At 75.0% G+C, this 5,967-nt stretch carries 5 protein-coding genes; 3 read left to right on the top strand and 2 right to left on the bottom strand.

Annotated features, from left to right (window positions below):
- Together F9B16_RS48800 and F9B16_RS48795 are read left to right on the top strand one after the other, a co-directional pair.
- Positions 1 to 672 (top strand): MFS transporter (locus F9B16_RS48800; protein WP_151547081.1); only part of this gene is annotated, 672 nt, incomplete at its 5' end.
- A 9-nt stretch (positions 673 to 681) separates the two neighbouring features.
- Positions 682 to 1,992, top strand: coding sequence for a D-arabinono-1,4-lactone oxidase (locus F9B16_RS48795; protein WP_151547080.1), 1,311 nt, complete (start codon positions 682 to 684; stop codon positions 1,990 to 1,992).
- A 189-nt stretch (positions 1,993 to 2,181) separates the two neighbouring features.
- On the opposite strand, the gene F9B16_RS48790 is transcribed toward F9B16_RS48795, so the two are convergent.
- Positions 2,182 to 3,150 (bottom strand): hypothetical protein, encoded by a 969-nt coding sequence (locus F9B16_RS48790; protein ID WP_151547079.1) that lies wholly within the window; start codon positions 3,148 to 3,150, stop codon positions 2,182 to 2,184.
- Positions 3,151 to 3,571: 421 nt separating this feature from the next.
- On the opposite strand from F9B16_RS48790, the gene sepH reads away from it, so the two are divergent.
- On the top strand, positions 3,572 to 5,434 hold the full coding sequence (gene sepH, locus F9B16_RS53370; protein ID WP_225992644.1) for a septation protein SepH: 1,863 nt from the start codon (positions 3,572 to 3,574) through the stop codon (positions 5,432 to 5,434).
- 12 nt (positions 5,435 to 5,446) lie between these two features.
- On the opposite strand, the gene F9B16_RS48780 is transcribed toward sepH, so the two are convergent.
- A partial coding sequence (locus tag F9B16_RS48780; protein WP_151547078.1) for a PH domain-containing protein occupies positions 5,447 to 5,967 on the bottom strand: 521 nt, incomplete at its 5' end.

Raw genomic sequence — 5,967 nt, 5'->3', positions numbered from 1 at the left:
TGCACGCTGGCGGGCTCGCTGGCGCTCGCGGCGCAGCGCGTCACCGAGCCGCCGCCGCGCCCGCGCGCCGCCGGGGCGCGCGGCGGGGTGTTCCGCAACCCCGGCGTCGTCGTGATCACGCCGGTGTTCCTGGCGCTCGGCATGGTGTTCGGCGCGATCGACGTCAGCGGCGTCGCGTTCGCCCAAGAGCAGGGGCACAAGGCGCTCGCCGGCGTGCTGCTCGGCTGCTACGCGCTCGGCAGCGGCACCGCGGCGCTCTGGTACGGGGCGCGGCACTGGCGGCGCCCGCTCGCCCGCCGCTTCCTCGCCGGGCTGGGCCTGCTGACGGCCGGGCTCGTCCCGCCGGTGCTGGTCGGGAACCTGTGGCTGATGATGGCCGTGGTGTTCTTCTCCGGGCTGGCGATCTCCCCGACGATCATCCCCGGCTACGGGCTGGTGGAGCGGCTCGTCCCGCCGCACCAGCTGACCGAGGGGCTGGCGCTGGTGTCCACGTCGGTCGGGGTGGGGGTGGCGGCCGGGTCGTCGCTGTCGGGACGGGTCGTGGACGCGTACGGCTCGCACGCCGCGTTCCTGGTCCCGCTGGGGTCGGCGGTGGCGGCCGCGCTGATCGGGCTGGCGGGGTCCGGCGCCCTCGGTAAACGTGAACTTTCCTCACGATCGATTGCCGAGTAGAGTCGGCGCATGTCACCCGTGACCCACCAGAAGTGGCAGAACTGGGCGGGAAACCAGCAGGCCACCCCGCACCGCGTCGCGACCCCCGGCAGCGCCGCCGAGGTGGCCGCGGCCGTCCGGTCCGCCGCGTCCGACGGCCTCACCGTCCGGATGACCGGCACCGGCCACTCCTTCACCGGCGCCGCCGTCGCCGAGGGCGTGCTGCTGCGCCCGGACGCGCTCACCGCCGTCCGCTCCGTCGACACCGCGACCGGCCTGGTCACCGTCGAGGCCGGGCTGCCGCTGCACGCGTTCAACCGCGTCCTCGCCGAGCACGGCCTGGCCCTGGCCAACATGGGCGACATCCAGGAGCAGACCGTCGCGGGCGCCCTGCAGACCGCCACCCACGGCACCGGGCGCGACGCCGCCGGCCTCGCCTCCCAGGTCGCCGCCCTCGAACTCGTCCTCGCCGACGGCTCCACCGTCACCTGCTCGCCCGACGAGCGCCCCGAGCTGTTCGACGCGGCCCGCGCCGGCCTCGGCGCCCTCGGCGTCGTCACCGCCATCACCTGGAAGACCGTCCCGGCCTTCGTCCTGCGCGCGCAGGAGGAGCCGATGAAGTGGGACGAGGTCCTCGCCCGCGTCGACGAGTTCGACGACGCCAACGAGCACTTCGAGTTCTACTGGTTCCCGCACACCGAGGGCTGCCTCACCAAGCGCAACAACCGCGTCGAGGGCCCCGCCGAGCCGCTGTCGAAGTTCAAGTACTGGATGGACGACGAGTTCCTGTCCAACAAGGTCTTCGGCGCCGTCAACCGGCTGACGCACCTGGCCCCCGCCACGACGCCGTTCGTCAACGGCATCTCCGCCAAGGCGCTCGGCGCCCGCACCTACAGCGACACCTCCTACAAGGTGTTCACCAGCCCCCGCACGGTCCGCTTCAAGGAGCAGGAGTACGCGATCCCGCGCGAGGAGCTCGTCCCCGCGCTGCGCGAGCTGCGCTCCCTGTTCGCCCGCAAGGACTGGCGCATCAGCTTCCCGATCGAGGTGCGGCTGCTCCCCCAGGAGGACGCCTGGCTGTCGATGGCCCACGGCCGCCGCAGCGCGTTCATCGCCGTCCACGTCTACTACAAGGACCGGCACCAGGAGTACTTCCGCGGCGTCGAGGACCTCCTCACCGCCCTCGACGGCCGCCCGCACTGGGGCAAGCTCCACACCCGCGACGCCACCTACCTGGAGAAGGTCTACCCCCGGTTCACCGACTTCCAGCGGCTGCGCGACGAGCTCGACCCCGACCGCCGCTTCGCCAACCCCTACACCCGCCAGGTCTTCGGGGACTGAGTTTTCTGCACCGCCCTCGGCGGTCGGGCCCTGGAGGCCCTCCCTTCAACGGGCACTGCGTGCGATCGCTGCATCGCTCCGGCTCGCCCTGGGGGCTCGCTGCGCGATCAAGTTCTCGCAAGCTCGAACTTGGCTTCGCTCGCGATCGCGACGGTCCAGGTCGTTGACGGCTCGGCTACGGGGCCGCGGTCACTGGCCCTGGGTGATCTGGGGGTCGGCGCCGTTGCCGTCCTGCTGCTGGCCGCCGCCGTCGGAGGTCTTCGTCGGCGCCGGGGTCTGCGGGGTCTCCGGCGTGCTGGGCGCCGAGGACGTCGGCGCGGTCGGCTCGGTCGGCCGCTGCGTCGTCGGCGGCGCCGTGGTGGGCGTCCCGGTCGACGGGACGCCGCCCGACGGGCTCTCGCTCGGCGTGGCACCGGACTTCGTCGCGTGCGTGGACGGGGCGGGCGATGTCGGGGACTCGTCCGTGCCGCCGCCACCGCCGCCCCCGCCGGTCAGCGCCTTGCTGATGGTCGTGCCGTTGCCCGAGTTGCCGATCGGCGAACCGGTCGCCGCCTCGTAGACCGTGATGCCGCCGATGACGATCGCGAAGATCGCCGCGGACGACACCACGAGCTTCACCCAGTGCTGCTTGACCCAGTCGATCGTGCCGTCGAGCGCGGACCGGCGGACGACCTCGCGGACCGCGTCCGGTCCGGCCGCCGCCGCGAGCGCGTCCGCGACCGTCTCCGCCGGGGTGCGGTCCAGGCGCGTCGCGTTCGGGTCGCCGCCGCCGGACGGCCCGCCGCCGGAGAGGTGGCCGGGCAGGTTCAGGTCGAGGCGGGTCGCGTTCGGGTCGAGGCGGGTCGTGCCCGGGCCGCCCGCCGGCCACACGACGGTCCGCGTCGGGTCGGCGCTCCGCGCCTCCGCCGCCGCCTGCTCCGCCGCGCCCTGCCGGTGCACCGCCGCCTGGAGGTGCGTCAGGTCCTTGATCTGGTTACGGCCCTGGTCGAGGTAGTGCTTGACGACCGCGGAACCCGCCGTCGACATCACGCTCATCAGCCCGGCGCCGATGATCGTCCCGTAGACCCCCAGGTAGGACGCACCGACGGCGGCGACCAGCGTCGCCACCCCGCTGGCGATCAGCTGCGTGGTGCTGACATCCGGCAGCTTGCCGCGCATCGACCCTTTCACCCCTGTTCGCTCGCCCGAAACCCCCGAAAACCAAACTATTCGGAAGATCAGGGTGTTCCTGCCACAGACGTGACGCTCCTAACCTCGAAGCGGTGGAGCGCGCCGCCGGGCTCAGGCACAGTGTGGAAAAGGATGCACAAGAATGCGGCAGGGCGCCCCCGGCCGCCCCGCGACACCGGCAAGCTAGGTCAGGTGCCCTCTTCGGCCTCGTGAAGGGGGCTTCGAGAGCGGCGATGTTCGGACATGCCGGGTACGGTGCTGGCAGCAGGTGTGTCCGGAAGAGAGACTCGGGAACCCGGGGGAAGGGCACGCATGCGCCCTCGGCGGGCAACGGGCGACCGGCCGGTGAGACCGCGGCCGGACGGTCCGGCGCCCTCCGTGCCGTCAGGACAGGGCAGGAAGGACACGCATGCAGGAGCTGCGCCTCGTCGCGGTCAGCGAGGACGGTACGTACCTCGTCCTGGCCACCGCGGGCCGAGGCACCCGGTTCACCCTGCCCGTCGACGACCGGCTCCGCGCAGCGGTCCGTGGGCACTTCTCCCGCCTCGGCCAGTTCGAGATCGAAGTGGAGAGTCCCTTGCGTCCCAAGGAGATCCAGGCCCGCATCCGGTCCGGCGAGACGGCGGAGGAGATCGCCGAGTCCGCGGGCATCCCGGTCGAACGCGTCCGCTGGTTCGAGGGCCCGGTCCTGCAGGAACGCGAGTACATGGCGCAGCAGGCGCAGCGCGTCGCGGTGCGCCGCCCCGGCGAGACCACGCTCGGCCCGCCGCTCGGCGAGACCGTCGAGGAGCGGCTCGGCCGCGGCGGCGTCGACCTCGAGGAGGTCGAGTGGGACTCCTGGAAGTGCGAGGACTCCACCTGGCGCGTCCGGCTGTCGTTCTTCGACAACGGCCGCCCGCACGCCGCCGAGTGGTCCTTCGACCCGCGCCGCCGGCACGTCTCCCCGCTCGACGAGATCGCCGCCCGGCTCACCGCCGTCGAGTGGGACGACGAGACCCTGTCGGACACCGTCACCCCGCTCGTCCCGCGCCGTCCCGCGATGAAGGTCGTGCAGAACGACCGGCCCGCGCACGACCGGGACGTCTCCGCGCGCGGCCTGCCCGCCGAGCCGGAGCAGCCCGCCGCGCCCGGCCCGCTGCGCCCCGCCGAGCCGCCGCAGTACATCGTCGAGCGCGGCCGCATGGTCGACCCGCGCCCCGCCTTCCGCGACGCGCCGCCCGGCGAGGGCGCGCCGCTGCGCGAGGCGTCCCGTCCGCTGTCCGCCGAGAGCCCCCGCGAGGCGCCGCGCCTGCGCGAGGCCGCCGAACCCGCCCGTCCCGCCGACGAGGCCCGCCCGCGCGACGGCCGTCCCGCCCGCGAGGAGGAGCCGCGCGTCCCGCAGGCGCGCCGCGAGGAGCCGCAGGCCGCGGCTCAGCGTCCCGCCGACACGGAGCAGCGCGACGACGAGCCCCGCGCGGACGTGCGGGACGAGCAGGCCCAGGACGAGCGTCCGCAGGGTGCGGGTGAAGAGGCCCGGCCGCGCGAGGATGCCGAGAGCGCCTCGGCGCGCGAAGACGCGCACGCCGACGAGGACGCGACCGCTGGTGAGGACGCCGAGGCGCGCCTTGAGGAGGCGTCGGACGGCGAGGAGAGCCACCGTCCCGCCGCGAGCGAGGACGCGACGGCCGAGCGGCCTGCCGCGGAGAGCCCGAGCGTCGAGGACGAGGAAGAGTCCCGCCAGGAAGAGGCGCCGGCCGAGGACGCGCCGGCCGCCGAGCACGAGCGTCCGGCCGAGGACGCGCAGGCGCCCGATGAGGAGGCCGCCGAGGAGCCCGCGGCCCGCGACGCCGCGGAGCAGGCGGAACCGTCCGTTGACGACGCCCCGGCGCCGGAGCGCGTCGCGGAGCCCGCCGCGGAGAAGGCGGACGGCGAGGCCTCCGAGAACGCCCCGGAGACCGAGGAACGGCCGGTGGAGAAGGCGGAGCCGGCGGCAGCTCAGGCTCCGGAGGAGCAGGCCGCGCGGCCGAAGCCGGCCCCGCCGCAGCCCGCCCAGCAGCAACCGGCACCGCAGCATCCCGCGCGGCGGGAGCCGTCCCGGCCGCCGGCGAAGAAGAAGCCGGCCCGGCCCTCGATGCCCGCCGCGCAGGACAAGCCGGTCACCGGTTCCCCGGCGGCAGCGGCGGCGGAGGCCCCGGCGCAGCGTCCGGCGCGGCCGCGCCGCAAGGCCAAGGGCAAGCGCGCCTCGGTGCCGTCCTGGGACGAGATCATGTTCGGCGCCCGCCGCCCCGAGTGACCGCCACCGGGGTCACGCCCCGGGCGCGGTGTCCCGTCGTGCGGGCGGTTCCGGCGCCGGGCGCTCGATGAACGGCGCGAGCCATTCGGGGGTGATGGCGGCGGCGAACGCGACGGCGTCCGACTCGGACATGTCCGTCGCGGAGTAGCCGCCCTCGCCCGCGCCCGTCGCGACGAACAGGGTGGCTAGGCCGAGCCGGCGCTGGAACAGCGTGCGGCGGATCCGCCAGCCGATCACGGCGCCGTGGTCGACGACGACCTGGCGGCGGCGCAGGGAACCGGACCGGACGGTGAGCCGGGTGCCGTCGGAGGCGTGCCCCAGCTGCCGGTACCGGTCCAGGCCCAGCGGCACGGCGATCACGGTGAGGGCCGCGCAGACGTAGGCGACCCACGGCTGGCCCGCGAGCACGGCGATCACGGCGACGGCGGCGAGCGGCGCGACCGCGCGCGCGACCCGCCGGCCCCGCGCCGCACGCGGGTGCGCGACCAGCGGGCCCGGGACGGCGCCGAGGACCCGGGACGCGAGGTCCTCCG

The sequence above is a fragment of the Actinomadura montaniterrae genome (assembly GCF_008923365.1).
Classification (GTDB): Bacteria; Actinomycetota; Actinomycetes; order Streptosporangiales; family Streptosporangiaceae; genus Spirillospora; species Spirillospora montaniterrae.
This window is presented reverse-complemented; position numbering and strand designations above follow the sequence as displayed.